General features: G+C 53.3%; 22 protein-coding genes. 17 read left to right on the forward strand and 5 right to left on the reverse strand.

Features of this window, described 5'->3' with window-relative positions:
* Nucleotides 1-41: 41 nt before the first annotated feature.
* The 4 genes from OGY68_RS10670 to ubiA all read left to right on the forward strand — a co-directional run bounded on the left by OGY68_RS10670 (nt 42) and on the right by ubiA (nt 4,007).
* A complete protein-coding gene (locus tag OGY68_RS10670; RefSeq protein WP_020996090.1) occupies nt 42-1,382 on the forward strand; it encodes a maltoporin in 1,341 nt (446 codons plus the stop codon).
* A 113-nt stretch (nt 1,383-1,495) separates the two neighbouring features.
* A complete protein-coding gene (malM, locus tag OGY68_RS10675) occupies nt 1,496-2,443 on the forward strand; it encodes a maltose operon protein MalM (RefSeq protein WP_008786918.1) in 948 nt (315 codons plus the stop codon).
* Nucleotides 2,444-2,623: 180 nt separating this feature from the next.
* Complete coding sequence (gene ubiC, locus OGY68_RS10680; RefSeq protein WP_003826587.1) at nt 2,624-3,121, forward strand: chorismate lyase; 498 nt, start codon at nt 2,624-2,626, stop codon at nt 3,119-3,121.
* Nucleotides 3,122-3,134: 13 nt separating this feature from the next.
* Complete coding sequence (gene ubiA, locus OGY68_RS10685; protein WP_003826589.1) at nt 3,135-4,007, forward strand: 4-hydroxybenzoate octaprenyltransferase; 873 nt, start codon at nt 3,135-3,137, stop codon at nt 4,005-4,007.
* Between the two features lie 56 nt (nt 4,008-4,063).
* Here ubiA and plsB read toward each other — a convergent pair whose 3' ends face one another.
* Nucleotides 4,064-6,484 carry a glycerol-3-phosphate 1-O-acyltransferase PlsB gene (plsB, locus tag OGY68_RS10690; RefSeq protein WP_008786919.1) on the reverse strand — a complete coding sequence of 807 codons (2,421 nt, stop codon included), beginning with the start codon at nt 6,482-6,484 and terminating at the stop codon, nt 4,064-4,066.
* Between the two features lie 170 nt (nt 6,485-6,654).
* Between plsB and OGY68_RS10695 the strand changes: the two genes are divergently transcribed.
* The 4 genes from OGY68_RS10695 to OGY68_RS10710 all read left to right on the forward strand — a co-directional run bounded on the left by OGY68_RS10695 (nt 6,655) and on the right by OGY68_RS10710 (nt 9,538).
* Nucleotides 6,655-7,023 carry a diacylglycerol kinase gene (locus OGY68_RS10695; RefSeq protein WP_003826594.1) on the forward strand — a complete coding sequence of 123 codons (369 nt, stop codon included), beginning with the start codon at nt 6,655-6,657 and terminating at the stop codon, nt 7,021-7,023.
* A gap of 109 nt (nt 7,024-7,132) precedes the next feature.
* The gene (gene lexA, locus OGY68_RS10700) at nt 7,133-7,741 is read left to right on the forward strand and encodes a transcriptional repressor LexA (RefSeq protein WP_003826596.1); all 609 of its coding nucleotides are present in this window, start codon (nt 7,133-7,135) and stop codon (nt 7,739-7,741) included.
* 131 nt (nt 7,742-7,872) lie between these two features.
* The gene (gene dinF / locus OGY68_RS10705; RefSeq protein ID WP_057068687.1) at nt 7,873-9,192 is read left to right on the forward strand and encodes an MATE family efflux transporter DinF; all 1,320 of its coding nucleotides are present in this window, start codon (nt 7,873-7,875) and stop codon (nt 9,190-9,192) included.
* 136 nt (nt 9,193-9,328) lie between these two features.
* Nucleotides 9,329-9,538, forward strand: a complete 210-nt coding sequence (locus OGY68_RS10710) for a CsbD family protein (RefSeq protein WP_003031706.1) — start codon at nt 9,329-9,331, stop codon at nt 9,536-9,538.
* Between the two features lie 48 nt (nt 9,539-9,586).
* Here the strand turns inward: OGY68_RS10710 and zur are convergent, their stop codons facing one another.
* Entirely contained in the window at nt 9,587-10,105 is a 519-nt protein-coding gene (gene zur, locus OGY68_RS10715) for a zinc uptake transcriptional repressor Zur (protein ID WP_003031709.1), read from the reverse strand.
* A 115-nt stretch (nt 10,106-10,220) separates the two neighbouring features.
* Between zur and OGY68_RS10720 the strand changes: the two genes are divergently transcribed.
* The 3 genes from OGY68_RS10720 to pspG all read left to right on the forward strand — a co-directional run bounded on the left by OGY68_RS10720 (nt 10,221) and on the right by pspG (nt 12,191).
* Entirely contained in the window at nt 10,221-10,709 is a 489-nt protein-coding gene (locus OGY68_RS10720; RefSeq protein WP_003031710.1) for a cupin domain-containing protein, read from the forward strand.
* Nucleotides 10,710-10,816: 107 nt separating this feature from the next.
* Complete coding sequence (gene dusA / locus OGY68_RS10725) at nt 10,817-11,815, forward strand: tRNA dihydrouridine(20/20a) synthase DusA (protein ID WP_057068689.1); 999 nt, start codon at nt 10,817-10,819, stop codon at nt 11,813-11,815.
* 133 nt (nt 11,816-11,948) lie between these two features.
* Nucleotides 11,949-12,191: an envelope stress response protein PspG gene (pspG, locus tag OGY68_RS10730; protein ID WP_003031713.1), complete on the forward strand. Its 243-nt coding sequence runs from the start codon at nt 11,949-11,951 to the stop codon at nt 12,189-12,191.
* A 302-nt stretch (nt 12,192-12,493) separates the two neighbouring features.
* Here the strand turns inward: pspG and OGY68_RS10735 are convergent, their stop codons facing one another.
* Nucleotides 12,494-13,477: a quinone oxidoreductase gene (locus tag OGY68_RS10735; RefSeq protein WP_057068691.1), complete on the reverse strand. Its 984-nt coding sequence runs from the start codon at nt 13,475-13,477 to the stop codon at nt 12,494-12,496.
* 64 nt (nt 13,478-13,541) lie between these two features.
* On the opposite strand from OGY68_RS10735, the gene dnaB reads away from it, so the two are divergent.
* The 5 genes from dnaB to OGY68_RS10760 all read left to right on the forward strand — a co-directional run bounded on the left by dnaB (nt 13,542) and on the right by OGY68_RS10760 (nt 18,757).
* Nucleotides 13,542-14,957 (forward strand): replicative DNA helicase, encoded by a 1,416-nt coding sequence (gene dnaB / locus OGY68_RS10740; protein ID WP_003826610.1) that lies wholly within the window; start codon nt 13,542-13,544, stop codon nt 14,955-14,957.
* A gap of 16 nt (nt 14,958-14,973) precedes the next feature.
* Complete coding sequence (alr, locus tag OGY68_RS10745) at nt 14,974-16,053, forward strand: alanine racemase (protein WP_008786925.1); 1,080 nt, start codon at nt 14,974-14,976, stop codon at nt 16,051-16,053.
* 128 nt (nt 16,054-16,181) lie between these two features.
* Entirely contained in the window at nt 16,182-17,375 is a 1,194-nt protein-coding gene (gene tyrB / locus OGY68_RS10750; protein WP_286617059.1) for an aromatic amino acid transaminase, read from the forward strand.
* A 184-nt stretch (nt 17,376-17,559) separates the two neighbouring features.
* On the forward strand, nt 17,560-18,273 hold the full coding sequence (gene aphA, locus OGY68_RS10755) for an acid phosphatase AphA (protein WP_003826615.1): 714 nt from the start codon (nt 17,560-17,562) through the stop codon (nt 18,271-18,273).
* A gap of 127 nt (nt 18,274-18,400) precedes the next feature.
* Nucleotides 18,401-18,757 (forward strand): MmcQ/YjbR family DNA-binding protein, encoded by a 357-nt coding sequence (locus OGY68_RS10760; protein WP_008786927.1) that lies wholly within the window; start codon nt 18,401-18,403, stop codon nt 18,755-18,757.
* A 688-nt stretch (nt 18,758-19,445) separates the two neighbouring features.
* On the opposite strand, the gene uvrA is transcribed toward OGY68_RS10760, so the two are convergent.
* A complete protein-coding gene (uvrA, locus tag OGY68_RS10765; RefSeq protein ID WP_003826619.1) occupies nt 19,446-22,268 on the reverse strand; it encodes an excinuclease ABC subunit UvrA in 2,823 nt (940 codons plus the stop codon).
* A gap of 251 nt (nt 22,269-22,519) precedes the next feature.
* Between uvrA and ssb1 the strand changes: the two genes are divergently transcribed.
* Nucleotides 22,520-23,044 carry a single-stranded DNA-binding protein SSB1 gene (ssb1, locus tag OGY68_RS10770; protein WP_003826621.1) on the forward strand — a complete coding sequence of 175 codons (525 nt, stop codon included), beginning with the start codon at nt 22,520-22,522 and terminating at the stop codon, nt 23,042-23,044.
* Nucleotides 23,045-23,110: 66 nt separating this feature from the next.
* Here the strand turns inward: ssb1 and OGY68_RS10775 are convergent, their stop codons facing one another.
* Nucleotides 23,111-23,392 carry a YjcB family protein gene (locus OGY68_RS10775; RefSeq protein ID WP_003826625.1) on the reverse strand — a complete coding sequence of 94 codons (282 nt, stop codon included), beginning with the start codon at nt 23,390-23,392 and terminating at the stop codon, nt 23,111-23,113.
* Nucleotides 23,393-23,782: the final 390 nt, after the last annotated feature.

The raw sequence follows: 23,782 nt of genomic DNA on the forward strand, positions 1-23,782 counted from the left end.
GCAGCGTTTAAAGAAAAGCAATGATCTCAGGAGATAGAACGATGATTACTCTGCGCAAACTTCCTCTGGCGGTTGCTGTGGCAGCAGGCATTATGTCTGTTCAGGCAATGGCTGTGGATTTCCATGGTTATGCTCGTTCCGGTATCGGCTGGACGGGTAGTGGCGGCGAACAACAATGTTTCCAGGCAACAGGTGCACAAAGTAAATACCGTCTCGGTAACGAATGTGAAACCTACGCTGAAATTAAATTAGGCCAGGAAGTGTGGAAAGAAGGTGATAAGAGCTTCTACTTCGACACCAACGTCGCCTACTCCGTTGCACAGCAAAATGACTGGGAAGGGACTGACCCGGCCTTCCGTGAAGCCAACGTGCAGGGTAAAAACCTGATTGAATGGCTGCCAGGCTCCACTATCTGGGCCGGTAAGCGCTTCTATCAGCGTCATGACGTCCACATGATCGACTTCTATTACTGGGATATTTCAGGTCCTGGTGCTGGTATTGAAAACATCGATCTGGGCTTCGGTAAACTATCTCTGGCAGCAACCCGTTCTCAGGAAGCGGGTGGTTCATACGCGTTCAGCAGCCAGAATATCTATGACCGTACCAAAGACACCGCGAACGATGTATTTGACGTTCGTTTAGCGCAGATGGCTACTAACCCGGATGGTATGTTGGAGCTGGGCGTCGACTACGGTCGTGCTAACACCACCGACGACTACAGCCTGGCAGACGGCGCATCTAAAGACGGTTGGATGTTCACCGCTGAACATACCCAGAGCATGCTGAAGGGCTACAACAAGTTTGTGGTTCAGTACGCGACAGATTCTATGACCACTCAGGGCAAAGGCCTGTCTCAAGGTTCCTACGGCTCATCTAGCATTACTATTGATGGCGTGAACTATGCCAACAATGTTGTGAATAACAACGGTAGCCTGGTGCGCGTACTTGACCACGGTGCTATCTCTCTGGGCGACAAGTGGGACCTGATGTACGTCGGTATGTATCAGAATATCGATATGGATAACGACCTGGGGACCGAATGGTACACCGTGGGTATTCGTCCGATGTACAAATGGACGCCGATCATGAGCACCCTGATGGAAGTCGGCTACGACAACGTCAAATCTCAACAGACTGGCGATCGCAACAGCCAATACAAAATCACCCTGGCGCAACAGTGGCAGGCAGGCGACAGCATCTGGTCTCGTCCGGCAATCCGCGTCTTTGCAACCTATGCAAAATGGGATGAAGAGTGGGGCTACGTTAAAAATGGTAACAACGTATCTAAATACGCAGCTGCAACAAACTCTGGTATCAGCACCACCAGCCGTGGCGACAGCGATGAGTGGTCCTTCGGTGCTCAGATGGAAATCTGGTGGTAATTCAGCACTAACCTGACGTAAAGACCGAAAGAGGGGCGCAAGCCCCTCTTGATTACGGTTTAGCGCGCTATTGCCTGGCCACCGCTGAACCCATGCTATCTGAGGTGATAACAATGAAAATGAAGAAAAGTCTCGTTGCCCTTTGTTTATCTGCAGGGTTATTTGCCAGCGCGCCTGGCATCAGCCTGGCCGATGTAAATATTGTTCCGCAGAACACCACCGCGGCCCCAACAATCCCCACTGCTGCGCTGCAACAGTTAACCTGGACGCCGGTTGATCAATCTAAAACTCAGTCCACACAGCTTGCCAATGCAGGTCAGCGTTTAGATGTTGCTGGTATTACTGGCCCGGTCGCAGCCTATAGCGTACCGGCGAATATTGGCGAACTGACCCTGACGCTGTCCAGTGAAGTCAACAAACAAACCAGCGTATTTGCGCCAAACGTCTTAATTCTTGACCAAAACATGACGCCATCTGCGTTCTTCCCCAGCAGCTATTTCACCTACCAGGAGCCCGGCGTGATGAGTGCCGATCGTCTGGAAGGCGTAATGCGTCTGACGCCAGCGCTGGGCCAGCAAAAACTGTATGTTCTGGTCTTTACCACAGATAAAGATCTCCAGCAGACCACGACCCTGCTCGACCCGGCAAAAGCCTATGCCAAGGGGGTAGGTAACGCTGTTCCTGATATCCCTGACCCGATCGCGCGTCATACCACCGATGGTCTGCTGAAACTGAAAGTTAAAACCAGCTCCTCCTCCAGCGTGCTGGTCGGGCCGCTGTTTGGTTCTTCCGGCCCTGGCCCTGTTACGGTTGGTAATACCGCCGCGCCTGCAGTGGCTTACGCGGCTCCGGCGGCAGCCGTTGCTGCTCCGGCACCACAACCCGTGAAGAAAAGCGAGCCAATGCTGAACGACACGGAAAGCTATTTTAATCAGGCGATTAAGGATGCCGTGGCGAAAGGCGATGTTGATAAAGCGCTGAAGCTGCTTGATGAAGCGGAACGTCTGGGATCCAAATCTGCCCGATCCACCTTTATCAGCAGTGTAAAAGGCAAGGGGTAAACATCTCCCCACATTGTTGATTTTGCAACAACTGGTGCGTCTCCTGGCGCACCTTTTTTTATCCTTCGGTGCTAATTGTTACACTTATGTTGCCCTACCGATCACTTAATCGTGTTTGCTCACCCCGTAATGCCTTTTCTGCGATACAATGCCTTCAGGTTATAAATCGGAGAGTAAGGCATGCCACACCCTGCGTTAACGCAACTGCGTGCGCTGCGTTATTTTGATGCGATCCCGGCGCTGGACGCCCAACTGCTCGACTGGTTGTTATTGGAAGATTCCATGACCAAACGTTTTGAGCAGCAGGGGAAAAAGGTCACCGTAACGTTGATTCGCGAAGAATTCGTTGGGCAAAATGAGGTGGCTGAAGAACTGACGCTGCTGCCTAAAGAGTCTCGTTATTGGTTACGTGAAATCCTGTTATGCGCGGATGGTGAACCCTGGCTTGCCGGACGGACTGTGGTGCCTGAATCAACCTTGTGCGGCCCTGAACTGGCCTTACAGAACCTGGGGAAAACCCCGCTCGGACGCTACCTGTTTACGTCATCGACATTGACCCGAGATTTTATTGAGATTGGCCGCGATGCAGCGCTGTGGGGGCGTCGTTCCCGCCTGCGGCTGAGCGGTAAGCCACTGATGCTTACCGAGCTTTTTCTGCCTGCGTCGCCGTTGTACTGAGAGGAAGATAAAGATGGAGTGGAGTCTGACGCAGAATAAGCTGCTGGCGTTTCACCGCTTGATGCGTACGGATAAGCCAATCGGCGCCTTACTGCTGCTCTGGCCTACGCTGTGGGCTCTGTGGGTGGCGACCCCAGGCATGCCGCAACTGTGGATCCTGGCGGTTTTTGTCGCTGGCGTTTGGTTAATGCGTGCCGCCGGATGCGTGGTGAATGATTATGCCGACAGGAAATTTGACGGGCACGTCAAACGCACCGCGAATCGACCGCTGCCGAGCGGGGCTGTCACCGAGAAAGAAGCCCGAACGCTGTTTGTGGTACTGGTGCTGCTGGCCTTCCTGCTGGTTTTGACCCTCAACACGATGACCATTTTGTTGTCCGTTGCGGCATTAGCATTAGCGTGGGTTTACCCGTTTATGAAGCGCTATACGCATCTGCCGCAGGTGGTGCTGGGGGCGGCGTTTGGCTGGTCGATCCCGATGGCGTTCGCTGCCGTGAGTGAATCCGTACCGCTGAGCTGCTGGCTGATGTTCCTTGCGAATATTCTCTGGGCGGTGGCCTATGATACGCAGTACGCCATGGTTGACCGGGATGATGACCTGAAGATCGGCATTAAATCGACCGCGATCCTGTTCGGTCAGAACGACAAGCTGATTATTGGTATTTTGCAGGTAGGTGTGCTGGTGCTGATGGCGCTGGTGGGCTGGTTAAACGGGTTAGGACTGGGCTATTACTGGTCTCTGTTGGTGGCGGGCGCGCTGTTTGTCTATCAGCAGAAACTGATCGTCAACCGTGAACGTGATGCTTGCTTTAAAGCGTTTATGAACAATAACTACGTCGGTCTGGTGCTGTTCTTAGGTCTGGCAATGAGCTACTGGCATTTTTGATTTTGGCTTAGCCTGCAAAATAAAAAAACCGGTCATTTCGACCGGTTTTTTTATGCTTACTCGCCCTGAGTGGCGCTCTCGATGGTCAGACGCACATCTGACGTGACCAGTTCGGCCAGCATCTGATAGATCTTCATCGTCTCTTCCGGTTCGGCATCTCCGGTATCGCTGATGAATCCCTCGTCACGCAGCGTCAGCACCAGAGAGCTGAACACGGCTTTATCGAAGAATTCCGGCGCGTTAATGCCGTGCAGCACTGAGAGGCGTTGCGCCACGGTGCGGCTCTCTTTCTCCAGCGTGCCACGGTTAATGGACGGGTTCGCGCTCAGCAGCCAGAAGGTAATGGCATAGCGCTGCAACGTCTCGCGAGCACCTGCCGCCAGCAGCTGTAGCGTGCGGGAGCGGGCTGGATTGATATGCAGTTCGTCATCGGTCAGGGTGATGAGTCCCTGGCGCTGCATTTCGCTGGCCAGTTCGTCAATCACTCCGGCAAGCTCATCACGCTCCCAGCGTAAGAACAGCTCCGCTTTCAGCATCGGGTACAGCGCATCAATATGCTGCTGCAACGCGGCGCGTGAAATACGACGATGCTGAGTCACAATGGCTGCCATCAACGAAGGCAGAACCAGCATATGCGCAATGTTATTGCGGTAGTAGGTCATCAATACCGCCTGCTCGCGCGGCAGAATAATGATGTCACCGATGGTGTCTTTCTCGACCTCAAACTTGTTCATCTGCAAGGCGTGGTCGATCAGTTCACTGGCGCTCTGTGCCGGCACAGTCGAATCCGCAGCATACGGCACATTGCGCAGCAGGCTCAGGTAGCAGTCGAGTTGTTCGGTCAGCTGTTCACGGGTCAGAGAGCGCTGGCGGGAGGCCAGTAAAGCAGTACAGCACAGGTTCATGGCATTGGCCGCGCCTGCGTTGTTAATGCGCACCATCAAATCGGCGGCAATGTTATTCACCGTCGGCGTCAGCCAGGCCGGGCGGATAGACTCGATAGGGTCAATAGATTCACGCCACTCCGGCACATGCTGGTTGAGGTAAGTCATCAATGGCATTGGTTCACCAAAGTTGACGTAGCCCTGACCCAGATTACGCAGCTTGCTTAAGCCACGCAGCATTTGCGGCAGACTTTCTTTCTCTTTCGTCGCGCCACGCAGCTCTTTTGCGTAGGTGCCCACTTCCATTACGTGCTCATAGCCGATGTAAATAGGAACGAGGGTAATCGGACGTGTACCGCCGCGCAGCATCGCCTGAATAGTCATCGACAGCGTGCCGGTTTTCGGGTCGAGCAGACGACCGGTACGTGAACGGCCCCCTTCGACAAAGTACTCAACCGAGTAACCACGGCTGAACAGCTCGCCCAGGTATTCACGGAATACGGTGGAATAGAGCTTGTTGCCCTTGAAGGTACGACGAATAAAGAACGCGCCCAGACGGCGGAAAATCGGACCCGCGGGCCAGAAGTTCAGGTTGATACCGGCTGCGATGTGCGGCGGCACCAGACCCTGATGGTACAGAACGTACGACAGCAGCATATAGTCCATATGGCTGCGGTGGCACGGAACGTACACGATTTCATGCCCATCGTGCGCCAACTGGCGTACACGTTCAGCATTGTGAACGTTAATCCCCTGATACAGACGGTTCCAGGTAAAGCCCAGAATACGGTCCGTCAGACGAATCATTTCGTAGGAGAAGTTGGCGGCAATCTCTTCCATCAGCGCAATGGCATTTTGCTGCGCTTTTTCGTGGGAGATTTTTTTACTGCGCGCTTCATCTTCTACCGCACGAGCGATCGCTTTTGAAGCTAACAGCTTATTAAACAGATCCTGGCGGGCAGGGAGGCGCGGGCCGACAGCGGCCAGGCGCTGGCGAGCAAAGTGCATACGCGCCACGCGAGCCAGCTTCTGGGCGATGATCTTATCCGTACCGTGTTCATCCGCCATACGACGCAGAGAAACTGACGGGGAGAAGCGGACAAAACTGTCGCGACCCAGCCAGGACACCGCAAAGAATTTCTGTACGCCGTTTAGCATACGTAACGGCGGATTGACCTCGCCTTTCTCACGCCCTGGCGCACGGCCAAACATCACCGAAACCGGCACCATCTGCACATCCAGATCCGGATTGCTGCGATGCAAGTCGAGATAGTTGTGGAACAGCTTGATGGACTCTTCTTTCGGCGTGTAATAGGTGAATACACGCGGACCGCCGTGAATAAACACGTAGCGCGGTAACAGCGTTCCGTCTATCTCTAGTGGTTCCAGGGGATCGGGGAGGTCGTGCACCAGACATTGGGCACGCAGCGTCAGCAAGTCTGCTTTCGAATTGTACGGTAGGACGTACATAATGGGACGCGAAGTATCGAGTCCCAATTCCGGAGCAGGTTCTGCTGGAATAGACTTGCTTTTTACCAGGACGCTTAATGGTAAATTCAGTAATTTGTAGTAAATTCGTGGCCAGCCGGACATAAACGATGTAAAGCCTCTGGTTAATAATGCAAATGCGCTGCAAGGATATCAGAAAGTTTAGTGAATTTCTGTGGTATCCGGTCATACTTCGCGCTGCTTTGCCACACCCTGAACAAACGGGGTAACGTTACAATGACATTGACGCTAATAATGTAAAAAGGTTCTTTTTGATGGCCAATAATACCACTGGATTCACCCGAATTATCAAAGCTGCAGGTTATTCCTGGAAAGGTTTTCGCGCCGCATGGATTAATGAGGCGGCATTCCGTCAGGAAAGTGTTGCCGTCCTGCTGGGCGTCGCCATCGCCTGCTGGCTGGATGTTGATGCAATTACCCGCGTGTTGTTGATCGGTTCTGTGATGCTGGTGATGATCGTTGAAATCCTCAACAGTGCGATTGAAGCGGTGGTTGATCGTATTGGTTCTGAGTACCACGAACTTTCCGGTCGAGCGAAAGATATGGGGTCGGCTGCGGTATTGCTGTCTATTTTTGTCGCTCTAATCACCTGGGGCATCCTGTTGTGGTCGCATTTGCGATAAGGCTTCCACAACTGCATAAATCTCCTGTTTTTTGTGCAGTTTGCGGTTCCAAAATCGCCTTTAGCTGTATATACTCACAGCATAACTGTATATACACCCAGGGGGCGGAATGAAAGCGTTAACGGCCAGGCAACAAGAGGTGTTTGATCTCATTAGAGATCACATCAGCCAGACAGGTATGCCACCGACGCGTGCGGAGATCGCGCAGCGTTTGGGGTTCCGTTCCCCAAACGCAGCTGAAGAACACCTGAAAGCGCTGGCGCGTAAAGGTGTGCTGGAAATTGTATCCGGCGCATCGCGCGGTATTCGACTGTTGCAGGAAGAAGAAGAAGGGTTACCGCTTGTGGGGCGCGTGGCAGCCGGTGAGCCACTTCTGGCGCAGCAGCACATCGAAGGCCACTATCAAGTCGATCCTTCACTGTTCAAACCGAACGCCGATTTTCTTCTGCGCGTTAGCGGTATGTCGATGAAAGATATCGGGATTATGGACGGTGATTTACTCGCTGTGCATAAAACCCAGGACGTGCGTAACGGCCAGGTTGTTGTTGCCCGTATTGATGACGAAGTTACGGTTAAGCGCCTGAAAAAGCAGGGAAACAAGGTTGAACTCCTGCCAGAAAACAGCGAATTCAAACCTATCGTTGTCGACCTGCGCGAACAAAACTTCACTATTGAAGGGCTGGCAGTAGGCGTCATCCGTAACGGTGAATGGCTGTAATTTTCTGTTGAATCCCTGTAGGCCGGATAAGACGATGACGTCGCCATCCGGCAACGTGCCCGGTAGCGCTGCGCTTGCCGGGCCTGCATCACATTATCCAGTACGTCTAACTTCTTCTCAGGCCCTCCTGTATGCCTTTCTTTACCTCTTCTGATAAAGCACTCTGGCACCTCGCCTTACCCATGATCTTTTCCAATATCACCGTTCCCCTGCTGGGACTGGTGGATACCGCGGTGATTGGTCATCTGGATAGTCCGGCCTATCTTGGCGGTGTTGCGGTTGGTGCTACGGCAACCAGTTTTCTTTTTATGCTGCTGCTTTTTTTGCGCATGAGCACCACCGGTCTTACCGCCCAGGCATTTGGTGCGAAAAATCCGCAGGCGCTGGCGCGCGCACTGGTGCAGCCGCTCATGCTGGCGCTGGGAGCAGGGTTGCTTATCGCACTTTTTCGTACGCCGATTATCGATCTGGCTCTGCACATTGTTGGCGGAAGTGAAGCGGTACTGGAGCAGGCCCGACGTTTCCTCGAAATTCGCTGGTTAAGCGCACCCGCCTCGCTGGCGAATCTGGTGCTGCTCGGCTGGCTGCTTGGCGTTCAGTATGCGCGTGCGCCGGTTATCTTGTTGATTGTCGGCAATATTCTCAACATTGTGCTTGATATATGGCTGGTGATGGGCCTGCATATGAACGTGCAGGGTGCGGCACTGGCAACGGTGATTGCTGAATATGCCACCTTGCTGATCGGCCTGATGATGGTGCGCAAAGTCCTGCATATGCGCGGAATTTCGCTGGCAATGCTGAAGCAGGCGTGGCGTGGCAACTTCCGCCGTTTGCTGGCGCTTAACCGTGACATCATGTTGCGCTCGCTACTGCTGCAGCTCTGTTTTGGCGCTATCACGGTGCTGGGTGCGCGTCTGGGAGGCGATATCATTGCGGTTAATGCCGTTCTGATGACTCTGCTAACCTTTACCGCCTACGCGCTGGATGGATTTGCCTATGCCGTGGAAGCGCATTCGGGCCAGGCCTATGGGGCGCGAGATGGTAGCCAGTTGCTGGACGTCTGGCGGGCGGCCTGCCGACAGTCCGGTATTGTGGCTATTTTGTTTTCGCTGGCTTATGCCCTGTTTGGCGAGCAGATTGTTGCGCTGCTGACCTCGCTGCCGCAGATCCAACAGCTGGCCGATCGCTATCTTTTCTGGCAGGTGGTGTTACCGCTGGTGGGTGTCTGGTGTTATCTGCTCGACGGAATGTTTATTGGCGCGACGCGCGCGGCAGAAATGCGCAACAGTATGGCCGTTGCCGCCACAGGATTCGCATTAACGCTGCTGACTTTGCCGTGGCTGGGAAATCATGGCTTGTGGTTGGCGTTAACCGTTTTCCTGGCGTTGCGCGGGCTTTCACTGGCCTTTATCTGGCGACGTCACTGGCGTAATGGAACCTGGTTTGCCTGAGCGGGATGGTTAAAAATTCCGAATAGTAAATAAAACCCAGAATCACTGACTACACTTATTCTCACGTCCAGCAAAAACAGCATGTGTCTGGACATGGCACTCTCGCTATTCACAACCTAACGATGAGGACTTGATGATGAATAAAGACGAAGTCGGCGGCAACTGGAAGCAGTTTAAAGGTAAAGTGAAAGAGCAATGGGGCAAACTGACCGATGATGATATGACGGTCATTGAAGGTAAACGTGACCAACTGGTCGGTAAAGTCCAGGAGCGTTACGGTTACGCGAAAGATCAGGCGGAGAAAGAAGTTAACGATTGGGAAAAACGTAATGATTACCGCTGGTAATTAACCCTTCCCTCCTGAGAGTACAAGGATGTACGCTCTCCCGCTTACCTAGCGCCCAACTTTCTTCTTCACCTGAATCGTATGGTCGTGCTGGCACTCGCCAGGATGGCGGCAAGATTCAACTTCCACACAGGCCGGACACAGCCCGTGGGCTTCAATAACGTTATGCCGCAGTGCAAAGCCCATTTTTGCCGCCAGCGTATGCATAATGTCTTCCACGCCTTCCGCACACTCTTCTTTTACCACGCCACAGCGGTCGCAAATGAACATCGCCGAGCTGTGGGTTGGCTGATCGAACAGATGACAAAGCACATAGCTGTTGGTGGATTCCACCTTGTGCACGAAACCTTGTTCCAGCAGAAAATCGAGCGCACGATATACGGTAGGTGGCTTAGCCTGCGGCTCGGTTTCCCGCAACAGGTCGAGCAGGTCATAGGCGCTGATCGCACCTTCCTGCAGGCTCATCAGGCGCAGTACTTCGAGGCGTTGTGGCGTAAGCCGCACGTTGCGTTGCGCGCAGAGTTTTTCAGCTTGAGCCAATAACTCTTGCGTAGTGGTTTTGTCCATTTGGCGCCTCGATTTGCGTGGAAGGTTAATCCCTTACTTTAACATGTTCTGCTTAAAACGCCGAGATCCACCGTGGTGTGCTATACCTGACGCATCGCAATACTGGAAAATAACCATGAAAAGACCCGATTGTATTCGCCACTGGCGTGAGGTTGAGGGGGCTGATGACTCCACTTATCCTGACAGCGATGAGCTATTTGCTATTGGTGCGCCGCTTGCCCGCAAGTTGGGGTTAGGACGACTCGGTATTCATCATGAACGCCTGCCGCCGGGTCGGCGCACGTCGTACCCGCACGCTGAAAGCGATGAAGAAGAATTTATCTACGTGCTGGAAGGTTATCCTGAGGCCTGGATTAACGGGTATTTATGGAAGCTGGAACCGGGCGACAGCGTCGGTTTCCCGGCAGGTACAGGCGTGTGCCATACCTTTATCAATAACACCAGTGAAGAGGTGCGCCTGTTAGTCGTGGGTGAGGCGAACAAAAAATACAACCGCATTTATTATCCGCTTAACCCGGTCTATGCCGCTACACGTGAGGATCGCTGGGTCGACCATCCGCCGCAGTTTTTTGGATCTCATGACGGAAAACCGGGGCGTAAATAGCTTTTGTTTAGGGTCAGGGGGAGTGAGCCGCGAGGATGTGGCTCACTATCGTAACGGTCTATGCTATAGTAGCGCCCCTTTTTTAACCGGATACTTGAATATTCGCCATGCTGCCTGAATCTCAGTCTACCGCTTTTCCCGCTCATCGTTTTTCTATCGCGCCGATGCTCGACTGGACGGACAGACACTGCCGCTACTTTTTGCGCTTACTGTCCAGCCAGACGCTGCTCTATACGGAGATGGTAACCACTGGGGCAATCATTCATGGTAAAGGCGATTATCTGGCGTATAGCGAAGAAGAACATCCGGTCGCATTGCAACTGGGCGGGAGCGATCCTGCGGCGCTGGCGCAGTGCGCAAAGCTCGCTGAGCAGCGGGGCTACGACGAAATTAACCTCAACGTGGGTTGTCCTTCCGACCGCGTACAGAATGGCATGTTTGGCGCCTGCCTGATGGGGAATGCGCAACTGGTTGCCGATTGCATCAAAGCAATGCGCGACGTGGTGTCGATTCCGGTAACGGTGAAAACTCGTATCGGCATTGATGACCAGGACAGCTACGAATTCCTTTGCGATTTCATCAACACGGTATCTGGCAAAGGCGAATGTGAGATGTTTATCATTCACGCCCGCAAGGCCTGGCTGTCCGGGTTAAGCCCGAAAGAAAACCGCGAAATTCCACCGCTGGATTATGACCGTGTTTATCAGTTAAAGCGTGATTTTCCGCATCTGACGATGTCGATCAACGGCGGCATTAAATCGTTGGAAGAAGCGAAAATTCATCTGCAACATATGGATGGCGTGATGGTGGGGCGTGAGGCGTATCAAAACCCAGGCATTCTGGCGTCCGTTGACCGCGAGATTTTTGCAGCTACCACCGAAGATACCGGTCCAGTCGCCGTGGTGCGTGCCATGTACCCGTATATTGAGCGTGAACTGAGTAAGGGAACCTATTTGGGACATGTGACACGCCATATGTTGGGGCTGTTTCAGGGCATCCCTGGTGCCCGTCAGTGGCGTCGCTATCTGAGCGAGAATGCACATAAAGCCGGGGCAGATATTAACGTTCTGGAGCATGCGCTGAAGCTGGTGGCAGACAAGCGTTAAGTTTTCACCAAAAGTTAGTTAATTTCACCACGCCCTGCGCTTTGTCGCGGGGCGTTTTCTTTATAAATCAACGCATTATTTTTGGCATGTTTCTTGTAAAGCAATGGAGAGAATTTCATTTCGGGAGAGAGCCATGCTGGAACTACTTTTTGTGATTGGATTTTTTATCATGCTGATGGTCACCGGCGTATCTTTGCTGGGCGTTCTGGCCGCATTGGTCGTAGCCACCGCCGTGATGTTTCTGGGCGGACTATTTGCCTTGATGATTAAACTGTTGCCCTGGCTGCTACTGGCTGTTGCTGTGGTGTGGGTGATCAAGGCGATAAAAGCGCCAAAAGTCCCACAGTATCAGCGCAATAACCGCCGGTTTTACTAAGGTATTGAGCGGTACGTCACAACCTGCAACATTGCCTTTAGAACCAAATAGGAATTGATTATCAAATCTGTCACTATTGCCAGGTTAACGAATTCATCGAGCTGTACCCTACATACAGCCGAACTAAAAAAAGAAAGGGCTTCCTGCGGGAAGCCCTAATTCTTTCTTTCCCCGTCATAATTCAAACTCCAGGTGTGTTGGCTGCTTTCATTCACCCCAGTCACTTACTCCAGTAAGCTCCTGGGGATTCATTCCATTGCCGCCTTCCTGGAGCTTGAATTATTTAGGGGAAAATGATGGCGTTACGGAATCAGCAAACTCGATCCCTGCGTGGCCCGGCTTTCCAGTACTTCATGAGCACGCTGTGCATCGTGCAGTGCGAACGTCTGACCAGGTGCGACATCCACTTTGATCACTCCGCTGGCAATCAGCGAGAAAAGCTCATTGCTGGCTTCGGTTAATTCGCGGTGATTGGTGATGTAACCCTGTAGAGAAGGACGGGTCACGTAGAGCGAACCTTTCTGGTTCAGAATGCCTAAGTTCACGCCGGTCACCGGCCCGGAAGCATTACCAAAGCTGACCATTAATCCCCGGCGCTGCAAACAATCCAGCGAGGCTTCCCAGGTATCTTTCCCCACCGAGTCATACACCACCCGCACTTTTTTACCGCCAGTTACCTCTTTCACTCGCTCAACAATGCTCTCTTCACGATAGTTAATGGCCTGCCATGCGCCAGCCTGCAATGCAATTTGCGCTTTTTGCGCACTGCCGACGGTACCTATCAGTTTCGCACCCAAGGCTTTTGCCCACTGGCAGGCAATCATGCCGACGCCGCCCGCAGCCGCATGGAACAAAAACGGCTCATCAGGTTGAATTTCATAGGTTTTACGTAACAGATAAAAAACGGTTAGCCCTTTAAGAAACGAGGCGGCAGCTTGTTCAAACGAGATAGCGTTAGGCAGGATGGCGGCTTTATCGGCCGGAACGTTATGCACTGAGCTGTAGGCGCCAAGAGCAGACTGGGCGTACACCACGCGATCGCCAGCTTTAATGTGTGTTACTTTGCTGCCAACTTTGCTGACTACGCCGGCAGCTTCGGTACCCAGACCGCTGGGCAGAGATGGCGGCGGATAAAGACCACTGCGGATGTAGGTGTCGATATAGTTGATCCCAATCGCTTTGTTCTCGACCTGGATTTCGTTTTCCGCCGGGTCTACGGGCGTAAACTCCACCGCCTTGAGTACATCAGGGCCACCATGCTTGTGAAATTCAATACGTGTTGCCATGCTTCCTCCAAAAGAAATGTGGTAATCTTTCGACCCAATCATTATCTCGGTAACTCCATTCACTATGGCAGGAAATAAACCCTTCAACAAACAACAGACTGATGCTCGTGAGCGCGATCCCCAGGTCGCCGGGCTGAAAGTACCGCCGCACTCGATTGAAGCGGAACAGTCGGTGTTGGGCGGTTTAATGCTGGATAACGAACGCTGGGACGATGTCGCCGAGCGTGTGGTGGCGGAAGATTTTTATACCCGTCCGCACCGGCATATCTTCACGGAAATGCATCGCCTGCAGGAGATGGGAAAACCCATCGATCTGATCACGCTGGCTGAGTCGCTGGAAGTTCAGGGACAACTGGACAGCGTCGGCGGTTTTGCTTACCTGGCTGAGTTGTCGAAAAACACGCCAAGTGCGGCGAACATTAGCGCTTATGCGGATATCGTCCGCGAACGCGCCGTTGTTCGTGACATGATTTCAGTTGCAAACGAAATCGCGGAAGCCGGTTTTGATCCGCAAGGACGCTCCAGTGAAGATCTGTTGGACCTTGCAGAATCCCGTGTCTTTAAAATCGCGGAAAGCCGCGCTAATAAAGACGAAGGCCCGAAAAATATTACTGACGTGCTCGACGCCACCGTCGCGCGTATCGAGCAGCTGTTCCAGCAACCGCACGACGGCGTCACCGGGGTGAACACCGGTTATGACGACCTCAATAAAAAGACGGCTGGTTTGCAGCCGTCAGACTTAATTATCGTCGCCGCGCGTCCGTCGATGGGTAAAACGACATTTGCAATGAACCTCGTCGAAAATGCGGCGATGTTGCAGGATAAGCCGGTTCTTATCTTTAGTCTTGAAATGCCCTCAGAACAGATCATGATGCGTTCCCTGGCCTCGCTCTCACGCGTAGACCAAACCAAAATTCGTACCGGTCAACTGGATGATGAAGACTGGGCGCGAATTTCCGGAACAATGGGTATTTTGCTGGAGAAACGAAACATCTATATTGATGACTCCTCCGGCCTGACGCCTACGGAAGTGCGCTCGCGTGCCCGTCGTATCGCCCGTGAACATGGCGGTATCGGACTTATCATGATCGACTACCTGCAACTGATGCGCGTACCGTCGCTCTCCGACAACCGTACGCTGGAAATTGCAGAAATCTCCCGCTCGCTGAAAGCGTTAGCGAAAGAACTGCATGTGCCGGTGGTGGCGCTGTCGCAGCTTAACCGCTCTCTGGAACAACGTGCCGACAAGCGTCCGGTCAACTCGGATCTGCGTGAGTCTGGCTCCATCGAGCAGGATGCCGACTTAATCATGTTTATCTATCGTGATGAGGTTTATCACGAAAACAGCGACCTGAAAGGGATCGCAGAAATCATTATTGGTAAGCAACGTAACGGCCCGATCGGAACGGTTCGCCTGACGTTTAACGGACAGTGGTCGCGCTTTGACAACTATGCCGGTCCTCAATATGACGATGAGTAATTTCTAAGGAATACAAATGCAAGCGGCAACTGTAGTTATTAACCGCCGCGCTCTGCGACACAACCTGCAACGTCTGCGTGAACTGGCTCCAGCCAGCAAACTGGTTGCGGTTGTGAAAGCGAACGCCTACGGCCATGGTCTGTTAGAGACCGCGCGAACGCTCCCCGATGCGGACGCTTTTGGTGTCGCTCGTCTTGAAGAAGCCCTGCGCTTGCGAGCGGGAGGGATCACGCAGCCCATCCTGCTGCTGGAGGGATTTTTTGATGCCTCCGATCTGCCGACTATTTCCGCGCAGCGCCTGCATACTGCCGTCCACAACCAGGAGCAGCTCGAAGCCCTGGAAGCCGCTAAACTGGCTGAACCCGTTACCGTCTGGATGAAGCTCGACACGGGTATGCATCGACTGGGCGTACGCCCTGAGCAGGCCGAGGCGTTTTATCAGCGCTTAACACAGTGTGAAAACGTGCGCCAGCCGGTCAATATCGTCAGCCACTTTGCTCGCGCGGACGAGCCTGAGTGTGGCGCGACCGAAAAACAGCTCGATATCTTCAACAGTTTTTGTGAAGGCAAACCGGGGCAGCGTTCGATTGCCGCGTCGGGTGGTATTTTGCTGTGGCCGCAGTCTCACTTCGACTGGGCGCGTCCGGGGCTGATTCTGTACGGTGTATCACCGCTGGAAAACCACTCTATCGGCGCTGATTTTGGCTGCCAGCCGGTAATGTCGCTAACCTCCAGCCTGATTGCGGTGCGTGAGCACAAAGCGGGCGAACCGGTCGGCTATGGCGGTACCTGGCAGAGCGAGCGCGACACGCGTTTAGGCGTGGTGGCGATGGGGTATGGTGATGGTTACCCGCGTGCGGCGCCGTCTGGAACACCGGTGCTGGTCAATGGCCGTGAAGTGCCAATCGTCGGTCGCGTTGCGATGGATATGATCTGCGTCGATTTAGGCCCCGAAGCGCAGGATAAAGCCGGCGATTCGGTGATTCTGTGGGGCGAGGGCTTGCCCGTTGAACGCATTGCTGAAATGACGAAAGTAAGTGCTTACGAACTTATTACGCGCCTGACCTCAAGGGTAGCGATGAAGTATATCGATTAGCAGCATGATGTGCCGGACAGGTGGTTACGCCGCCTTCCGGCAATATTCCTCTCAACATCCTCTCGATCTTCTCCCACTTCCGGTTTATTGTGTTCGTAACCCCTGCCTGTAAACCCGGAGAACCACACGTGTTTCAAAAAGTTGACGCCTACGCCGGCGACCCGATCTTATCGCTCATGGAGCGCTTCAAAGAAGATTCACGTAGCGACAAAGTGAATCTCAGTATCGGCCTGTATTACAACGAAGACGGCATTATTCCTCAGCTTAAAGCTGTGGCGGAAGCGGAAGCCCGCTTCAATGCCAAACCGCATGGCGCTTCGCTGTATCTGCCGATGGAAGGTCTGAACACGTATCGCCATACTATTGCGCCGCTGCTGTTTGGCGCAGAACATCCGGTTCTCCAGCAGCAGCGCGTCGCAACCATTCAGACGCTGGGCGGCTCCGGTGCGTTAAAGGTTGGCGCAGACTTCCTGAAACGTTATTTCCCTGATTCTGGCGTGTGGGTCAGCGCTCCGACCTGGGAAAACCATATCGCGATTTTTGAAGGTGCCGGATTCGAAGTAAGCACTTACCCATGGTATGACGACACGACCAACGGCGTGCGTTTCAACGACCTGCTGGCAACGCTGAATACCCTACCGGCGCGCAGCATCGTGCTGCTACATCCGTGCTGCCATAACCCGACAGGGGCGGATTTAACGCCTGCGCAGTGGGATAGCGTTATTGAGATCCTGAAAGCACGTGATCTGATTCCGTTCCTGGACATTGCTTACCAGGGCTTTGGTGGTGGAATGGAAGACGACGCCTATGCGATTCGCGCCATTGCCAGCGCCGGATTGCCTGCTCTGGTCAGTAACTCATTCTCGAAGATTTTCTCCTTATACGGCGAGCGTGTCGGCGGACTGTCAGTGGTATGTGAAGACGCTGAAGCCTCTAGCCGCGTGCTGGGGCAGCTAAAAGCGACGGTGCGTCGGAACTACTCCAGCCCGCCAAACTTTGGTGCGCAGGTAGTTGCCGCGGTACTGGGTGATGACGCGCTGAAAGCCAGTTGGCTGGCGGAAGTTGAAGAGATGCGTACCCGCATTCTGGTGATGCGCCAGGAGTTGGTTAACGTATTGAATACGGAGATCCCAGGCCGTAACTTTGACTACCTGCTGCAACAGCGCGGGATGTTCAGCTATACCGGGCTTAGCGCAGCCCAGGTTGATCGTCTGCGCGATGAGTTCGGTGTATACCTGATCGCCAGCGGTCGCATGTGCGTGGCCGGGTTGAATCACGGTAACGTGCAGCGCGTGGCGAAGGCATTTGCCGCCGTCATGTAATCGACTTTGCAGGCCTGATAAGCGTCGCGCCATCAGGCCTGTTTTCCAATGTGATCGTGCTCCTTTTCCAGGACAAAACCAGAGAAAATCCTTCCTTTCCCTCCCCCTAAGGGGTAAGGTCAGATAGTTTTTTGACCAGTTGTTAATAAAAAAATGATAACTAACTGACTACTTAGGGAAAAATATGCGCAAGTTTACGTTGGCACTGAGTGCCGTTTGTTTATTGTTCACGCTAAATCAGCCAGCCCAGGCACTCGTTTCTTCTCCCTCTCAGCTCAATCCAGGCACTAACGTTGCAAAACTCGCTGAGCAGGCACCCATTCACTGGGTCTCCGTGGCACAAATTGAAAACAGTCTGACCGGACGTCCACCGATGGCCGTCGGGTTTGATATTGATGACACCGTCCTCTTTTCCAGCCCTGGCTTCTGGCGCGGTAAAAAAACGTATTCTCCGGACAGTGAGGATTACCTGAAGAATCCGGCCTTCTGGGAAAAAATGAACAATGGCTGGGACGAGTTTAGTATTCCAAAAGAAGTCGCGCGCCAACTGATTGATATGCACGTGCGTCGCGGTGACAGCATCTTTTTCGTGACCGGGCGTAGCCAGACGAAGACTGAAACGGTGTCGAAAACGTTGTCTGATAACTTTCACATCCCAGCTGGAAATATGAATCCGGTCATTTTTGCCGGCGACAAGCCGGGTCAGAACACCAAAACGCAGTGGCTGCAGGATAAAAATATCCGCATGTTCTACGGTGACTCCGATAATGACATTACCGCCGCTCGCGACGTGGGTATTCGCGGTATTCGCATTTTGCGCGCCTCTAACTCCACTTATAAGCCGCTGCCACAGGCCGGTGCGTTTGGTGAAGAGGTGATTGTCAACTCGGAATATTGAGGACGCTGGCTGCGGATTGCTGTTTTTTTAAACAAATTTACATTGCTGGCTTTTACCTTTTGCGGACTTGCTGCACACTGAATAAAAGATGTTCTCATGAGGCAATATGCTGGTAAGGGGAATAAAGATGACGAATTCGGAGTTGCTGCAATACTGCATGGCAAAAACGGGCGCGGAGCAGAGCGTTCACAGTGACTGGAAGGCCACGCAAATCAAAGTCGAAGATGTGCTTTTTGCCATGGTAAAAGAGGTGGAAGAACGCCCGGCGGTGTCTCTGAAAACCAGCCCTGAACTGGCAGAACTGTTGCGCCAGCAGCATAGCGATGTTCGGCCAAGCAGGCATCTCAATAAGGCGCACTGGAGTACGGTGTATCTGGACGGCTCGCTGCCGGATTCACAGATTTATTATCTGGTCGACGCCTCTTATCAGCAGGCTGTGAACACGTTGCCGGAAGATAAACGCCGGATACTGACGCAGCCCTGATCCGTTTCGCCGGATGCGGCGCAAGCGCCTTATCCGGCCTACAGGCTTTATGCCCGGTCTGTAGTTTCGTAGGCCTGATAAGCGCAGCGCCATCAGGCACAACCGTAGCCGGATGCGGTGTAAGCGCCTTATCCGGCCTACAGGCTTTATGCGTATTCTGTAGTTTCGTAGGTCTGATAAGCGCAGCGCCATCAGGCACAACGGTTGCCGGATGCGGCGCAAGCGCCTTATCCGGCCTACAGGCTTTATGCGTATTCTGTAGTTTCGTAGGTGCTGATAAGCGCAGTGCCATCAGGCACAACTGTTGCCGGATGCGGCGCAAGCGCCTTATCCGGCCTACAGGCTTTATGCCCGGTCTGTAGTTTCGTAGGCCTGATAAGCGCAGCGCCATCAGGCACAACCGTAGCCGGATGCGGTGTAAGCGCCTTATCCGGCCTACAGGCTTTATGCGTATTCTGTAGTTTCGTAGGTCTGATAAGCGCAGCGCCATCAGGCACAACGGTTGCCGGATGCGGCGCAAGCGCCTTATCCGGCCTACAGGCTTTATGCGTATTCTGTAGTTTCGTAGGTGCTGATAAGCGCAGTGCCATCAGGCACAACGGTTGCCGGATGCGGCGCAAGCGCCTTATCCGGCCGACAAGCTTTATACCTGATCTGTAGTTTCGTAGGCCTGATAAGCGTAGCGTAATTACAACAGCGGTTTGAGGAAGCGGGCCGTGTGTGAGGCTTCACACTCAGCGACCGTTTCTGGTGTGCCGGAGACAAGGATTTCGCCGCCGCCGCTGCCGCCTTCCGGACCGAGATCGACAATCCAGTCTGCGGTCTTAATCACGTCCAGATTGTGCTCAATCACCACGATGGTGTTGCCCTGATCCCGGAGTTGATGCAGCACGTCCAACAGTTGCTGAATATCCGCAAAATGCAGACCGGTGGTCGGCTCATCGAGAATATACAGCGTTTGCCCGGTACCGCGTTTGGACAGCTCGCGCGCCAGCTTCACGCGCTGTGCTTCACCGCCTGAGAGCGTGGTAGCGGACTGACCCAGTCGAATGTACGTCAGGCCAACGTCCATCAGCGTTTGCAGCTTACGTGCCAGCGCCGGAACGGCATCGAAGAACTCACGTGCTTCTTCAATCGTCATATCCAGCACTTCGTGGATAGTCTTGCCTTTGTACTTAATTTCTAACGTTTCGCGGTTATAGCGCTTGCCTTTGCACTGATCGCACGGCACGTAGATATCCGGCAGGAAGTGCATTTCGACTTTGATCACGCCGTCGCCCTGACAGGCTTCACAGCGTCCGCCACGGACGTTAAAGCTGAAACGCCCAGGCGTGTAACCGCGTGCGCGTGACTCCGGTACACCGGCAAACAGTTCGCGCACTGGCGTAAATACGCCGGTGTAGGTTGCCGGGTTAGAGCGCGGCGTACGGCCAATCGGGCTTTGGTCAATGTCGATCACTTTGTCGAAATGCTCCAGGCCCTGAACGTCGCGATACGGCGCAGGTTCAGCCAGCGTCGCACCGTTCAGCGCCGTCTGTGCAATCGGGAACAGTGTGTCGTTAATCAGCGTCGATTTACCCGAACCGGAAACACCGGTAATGCAGGTAAATAAACCTACCGGCAGCGTCAGGGTGACATCTTTCAGGTTGTTACCGCGTGCGCCGGTGAGCTTCAGCACTTTCTCTGGGTCAGCCGCAACGCGCTGTTTAGGCACTTCAATCTTGCGTTTACCGCTCATGTACTGGCCGGTCAGCGACTCAGGCACTGCCATGATGTCGTCGAGTGTCCCTTCGGCGACGACCTGACCGCCGTGAACACCCGCGCCCGGGCCGATATCGATAACGTGGTCAGCGGCGCGAATCGCGTCTTCATCGTGCTCGACCACAATAACGGTATTACCCAGATTACGCAGGTGGATAAGCGTACCCAGCAGACGTTCGTTATCGCGCTGGTGCAGGCCAATAGACGGCTCATCCAGTACGTACATTACACCGACCAGACCCGCGCCGATCTGGCTTGCCAGGCGAATACGCTGGGCCTCACCGCCGGAGAGTGTTTCCGCCGACCGCGATAGCGTCAGGTAGTTGAGGCCGACGTTGACCAGGAACTTCAGACGATCGCCAATCTCTTTAAGAATTTTCTCGGCAATCTTCGCCCGCTGACCTGCGAGCTTCAGATTGTTGAAGAAATCCATTGCATGACCGATGCTCATGTCAGAAATCGCAGGCAGCGGCGTATTTTCAACAAATACGTGACGGGCTTCCCGGCGTAAACGCGTCCCTTCACAGCTGGCGCAAGGACGGTTACTGATGAACTTGGCTAATTCTTCACGTACTGCGCTGGATTCCGTCTCTTTATAGCGGCGCTCCATATTGTGCAATACGCCTTCGAACGGATGGCGACGTACGGACGTATCACCACGATCGTTCATGTATTTAAATTCGATATTCTCTTTACCGGAACCGTACAGTACCACTTTATGCACGGCAGGGTTCAGGCTGGCCCACGGGGCTTCAACGTCGAATTTATAGTGTTCCGCCAGAGACTTAAGCATCTGGAAGTAATAGAAGTTACGGCGATCCCAACCGCGGATAGCACCACCGGCCAGCGACAGTTCCGGGTTTTGGATCACCCGATCAGGATCGAAATATTGCTGCACGCCGAGACCGTCACAGGTTGGACACGCGCCCGCCGGGTTGTTAAACGAGAACAGCCGCGGTTCCAGTTCGCGCATGCTATAGCCGCAGATAGGGCAGGCGAAGTTGGCGGAGAACAGCAGCTCCTCTGCTTTCGGGTCGTCCATATCGGCAACGACCGCCGTACCGCCGGACAGTTCCAGCGCGGTTTCAAAGGATTCCGCCAGTCGTTGGGTGAGATCGTCACGGACTTTAAAGCGGTCAATCACCACTTCAATGGTGTGTTTCTTTTGCAGCTCAAGCTTGGGCGGATCGGAAAGGTCACAGACTTCTCCGTCGATACGGGCGCGGATATAGCCCTGGCCTGCCAGGTTTTCCAGCGTTTTGGTGTGCTCGCCTTTACGCTCTTTGATCACCGGCGCCAGCAGCATCAGACGCTTACCTTCCGGCTGCGACAGGACGTTATCCACCATCTGGCTTACGGTCTGCGCTGCCAGGGGAACGTCGTGATCCGGACAGCGCGGCTCGCCAACGCGGGCAAACAGCAGACGGAGATAGTCGTGAATTTCGGTAATTGTACCTACCGTGGATCGCGGGTTATGGGACGTCGATTTTTGTTCAATTGAGATGGCAGGAGAGAGCCCCTCAATGTGGTCGACGTCCGGTTTTTCCATCAGCGACAGAAATTGACGCGCGTACGCGGAAAGGGATTCAACGTAACGACGCTGCCCTTCGGCATATAAGGTGTCGAAAGCGAGCGAAGATTTGCCTGAGCCCGAAAGCCCGGTGACGACAATCAGCTTGTCGCGCGGGATGACGAGGTTGATGTTTTTGAGATTATGGGTGCGGGCGCCCCGAACTTCGATCTTATCCATTCATCTTTCCCGGATTAAACGCTTTTTTGCCTGGCTGCATGGTGCTACCGGCGATCACAAACGGTTAATTATGACACAACCTGACCTGAATGGATATACAGTATTGGAATGCAAAACGCAGACGTCTGTGCAACAATGTCTGGCTGGGGTTGTTTACTGGAATCAACTTCGCAACGTAGTAAAAGCGCTATTGGAAATGCTACAATCCCGCGCTTACACTTATTCAGTAACGTTTTTCAGGAGACACGATCATGGCCAGCAGAGGCGTAAACAAGGTGATTCTCGTCGGTAATCTGGGCCAGGACCCGGAAGTACGCTATATGCCGAATGGTGGCGCAGTTGCCAACATTACGCTGGCTACTTCCGAATCCTGGCGTGATAAAGCGACCGGTGAAATGAAAGAGCAGACTGAATGGCACCGTGTTGTGCTGTTCGGCAAACTGGCGGAAGTGGCCAGCGAATATCTGCGTAAAGGTTCTCAGGTCTATATCGAAGGTCAGCTGCGTACCCGCAAATGGACCGATCAGTCCGGCGTAGAAAAGTACACCACAGAAGTTGTGGTTAACGTTGGCGGCACCATGCAAATGCTGGGTGGTCGTCAGGGTGGTGGTGCTCCGGCAGGTGGCGGTCAGCAGCAGGGCGGTTGGGGTCAACCTCAGCAGCCGCAGGGTGGTAACCAGTTCAGCGGCGGCGCGCAGTCTCGTCCGCAACAGTCAGCTCCGGCAGCGCCGTCTAACGAGCCGCCGATGGATTTCGACGACGATATTCCGTTCTAATCCCACTGCGCTACGCTGAAAATAATGGCTACCTCAAGACTGGGGTAGCCATATGCAATTTTGTTATCAGTTCAACACCATAGGCCAATCTGGCGGTGTGTGGCTCATCACGTCAACCATTACGGTTTCAATGTTCTTCCAGATAGCGGACATATCCACCAGGGTTATGCCGAGCAATCCAGTCGCAAACCAGCAGGCAAAAACCAGCCCCAAACCGCTGCTAATGACGGCCAGGCCAATATAATCTGATTTACGAAAACGGATATTGAGCGTACTGGCTAAAAACATCAGCACCGCGCTGAGTAGTTGCCACCGCAGAAGAACCACGCCAGTTGTTATTGTCGCCATGAAAAACGTCCTCAGAAAGTCTTGATGCCCATGACAGCGCGGGGGTGTTCACCGAGGGTGTAGTACTCTGGCTCTCGACGGGCAATAACATGAATGAAACATTGTTTCTGTTACATGATTTTTGTGAACTATATCACATCTGGTCGTTTGTTCACCAGTATTGGCCGTTATTTTTGCAGGCTTATAACCACCCTAAGTGTGTGGTTTTGTTTAATGAAGAGTTGATAATAAATAACCATCTTTTAAACATACATTTAATCTACTTGTTATATTTATCCTAAATTAAACGTTAAAAAAATTTAATGAATTTCTTAAATGCAGCCAGGATAATGCTCATAAAAAATTACTCCGTGGGGATAATAACGTTATGAAATAAGCATAACTTTAAGT

It is taken from the genome of Citrobacter sp. Cpo065, assembly GCF_030332805.1.
Lineage (GTDB): Bacteria > Pseudomonadota > Gammaproteobacteria > Enterobacterales > Enterobacteriaceae > Citrobacter > Citrobacter portucalensis.

Bases quoted from the DNA above. Each gene is read 5' to 3' on its own strand.
- OGY68_RS10670 (WP_020996090.1), top strand. From the start codon at position 42: ATGATTACTCTGCGCAAACTTCCTCTGGCGGTTGCTGTGGCAGCAGGC.
- malM (WP_008786918.1), top strand. From the start codon at position 1,496: ATGAAAATGAAGAAAAGTCTCGTTGCCCTTTGTTTATCTGCAGGGTTA.
- ubiC (WP_003826587.1), top strand. From the start codon at position 2,624: ATGCCACACCCTGCGTTAACGCAACTGCGTGCGCTGCGTTATTTTGAT.
- ubiA (WP_003826589.1), top strand. From the start codon at position 3,135: ATGGAGTGGAGTCTGACGCAGAATAAGCTGCTGGCGTTTCACCGCTTG.
- plsB (WP_008786919.1), bottom strand. From the start codon at position 6,484: ATGTCCGGCTGGCCACGAATTTACTACAAATTACTGAATTTACCATTA.
- OGY68_RS10695 (WP_003826594.1), top strand. From the start codon at position 6,655: ATGGCCAATAATACCACTGGATTCACCCGAATTATCAAAGCTGCAGGT.
- lexA (WP_003826596.1), top strand. From the start codon at position 7,133: ATGAAAGCGTTAACGGCCAGGCAACAAGAGGTGTTTGATCTCATTAGA.
- dinF (WP_057068687.1), top strand. From the start codon at position 7,873: ATGCCTTTCTTTACCTCTTCTGATAAAGCACTCTGGCACCTCGCCTTA.
- OGY68_RS10710 (WP_003031706.1), top strand. From the start codon at position 9,329: ATGAATAAAGACGAAGTCGGCGGCAACTGGAAGCAGTTTAAAGGTAAA.
- zur (WP_003031709.1), bottom strand. From the start codon at position 10,105: ATGGACAAAACCACTACGCAAGAGTTATTGGCTCAAGCTGAAAAACTC.
- OGY68_RS10720 (WP_003031710.1), top strand. From the start codon at position 10,221: ATGAAAAGACCCGATTGTATTCGCCACTGGCGTGAGGTTGAGGGGGCT.
- dusA (WP_057068689.1), top strand. From the start codon at position 10,817: ATGCTGCCTGAATCTCAGTCTACCGCTTTTCCCGCTCATCGTTTTTCT.
- pspG (WP_003031713.1), top strand. From the start codon at position 11,949: ATGCTGGAACTACTTTTTGTGATTGGATTTTTTATCATGCTGATGGTC.
- OGY68_RS10735 (WP_057068691.1), bottom strand. From the start codon at position 13,477: ATGGCAACACGTATTGAATTTCACAAGCATGGTGGCCCTGATGTACTC.
- dnaB (WP_003826610.1), top strand. From the start codon at position 13,542: ATGGCAGGAAATAAACCCTTCAACAAACAACAGACTGATGCTCGTGAG.
- alr (WP_008786925.1), top strand. From the start codon at position 14,974: ATGCAAGCGGCAACTGTAGTTATTAACCGCCGCGCTCTGCGACACAAC.
- aphA (WP_003826615.1), top strand. From the start codon at position 17,560: ATGCGCAAGTTTACGTTGGCACTGAGTGCCGTTTGTTTATTGTTCACG.
- OGY68_RS10760 (WP_008786927.1), top strand. From the start codon at position 18,401: ATGACGAATTCGGAGTTGCTGCAATACTGCATGGCAAAAACGGGCGCG.
- uvrA (WP_003826619.1), bottom strand. From the start codon at position 22,268: ATGGATAAGATCGAAGTTCGGGGCGCCCGCACCCATAATCTCAAAAAC.
- ssb1 (WP_003826621.1), top strand. From the start codon at position 22,520: ATGGCCAGCAGAGGCGTAAACAAGGTGATTCTCGTCGGTAATCTGGGC.
- OGY68_RS10775 (WP_003826625.1), bottom strand. From the start codon at position 23,392: ATGGCGACAATAACAACTGGCGTGGTTCTTCTGCGGTGGCAACTACTC.